Origin of the sequence: Nocardiopsis sp. CC223A, from assembly GCF_030766825.1 — a bacterium.
GTDB lineage: Bacteria > Actinomycetota > Actinomycetes > Streptosporangiales > Streptosporangiaceae > Nocardiopsis.
On the sequence record NZ_JASFDV010000186.1, the window covers coordinates 1 to 854 of the forward strand.

1 protein-coding gene is annotated in these 854 nt (G+C 67.4%); it reads right to left on the reverse strand.

Going from position 1 to position 854, the window contains the following annotated elements:
• Window positions 1-13: 13 nt before the first annotated feature.
• Window positions 14-810 (reverse strand): IS5 family transposase gene (locus tag QJS33_RS31275; protein WP_306371676.1). Its coding sequence is split into 2 segments (ribosomal slippage): window positions 14-474 and window positions 474-810, totalling 798 coding nucleotides; the frame shifts between segments, so codons are not numbered across the junction.
• Window positions 811-854: the final 44 nt, after the last annotated feature.

Below are 854 nucleotides of genomic sequence, written 5' to 3' on the forward strand. Positions count from 1 at the left end.
CTTAGAGCTCATCTCATTTGGTGAGTCTGCGGTAGCAAATGAGTGTGCAGGCGATGCCGGCGAAGGCCAGGAAGTGGTCGGCCTTGCGCTCGTAGCGGCGGTGCAGGCGGCGGTATCCGGACAGCCAGGCCATGGTGCGCTCCACCTGCCACCGGTGCCTGCCCAGCCGCTTCGAGGACTCCACCCCTTTACGGGCCAAGCGGTGCACGATGCCCCGCTGGCGCAGCCATCGGCGCAGGTGGGTGTAGTCGTAGCCCTTGTCGCCGTGCAGCTTGGCCGGTCTGCGCCGCCGTGGGCCACGTCGTGAACGGATCGGCGGGATCCCGCGCACCAGGGGTTGCAGGGCCTGGCTGTCGTGGGTGTTGGCCCCCGAGATCGCCATGGACAGGGGCAGGCCGGACCGGTCGGTGATCAAGTGGATCTTCGACCCCTTCTTGCCCCGATCGACAGGATTCGGACCCGTCAGGTCCCCCCTTTGAGGGCTCGTATGTTCACCGAGTCGATCGCGCACCGCGACCAGTCCAGCTCACCACGGGCGCCGAGTTCGTCCAGGACCAGGCGGTGGAGCTTGGCCCAGACTCGCGCTTGGGTCCACTCGGTGAAGCGTCGGTGCGCGGTGGGTCCGGAGGGGCCGAACACCGGAGGGAGCTGAGCCCAGGTACAGCCGGAGGTGGCCACGAAGATGATCGCGGCCAGCACCTGGCGGTCGCCGTGTCTGCGCCGCCCGCCGCCTTGCGGGCGGGTGGGCGCCTCGGGCACCACTCGTTGGAACAGTTCCCACAGCTCATCGGGCACAAGGCGTTCAACCATCGACACGCGGCCAGGTTACCGAGAATCCAAATGAGATGAGCTCT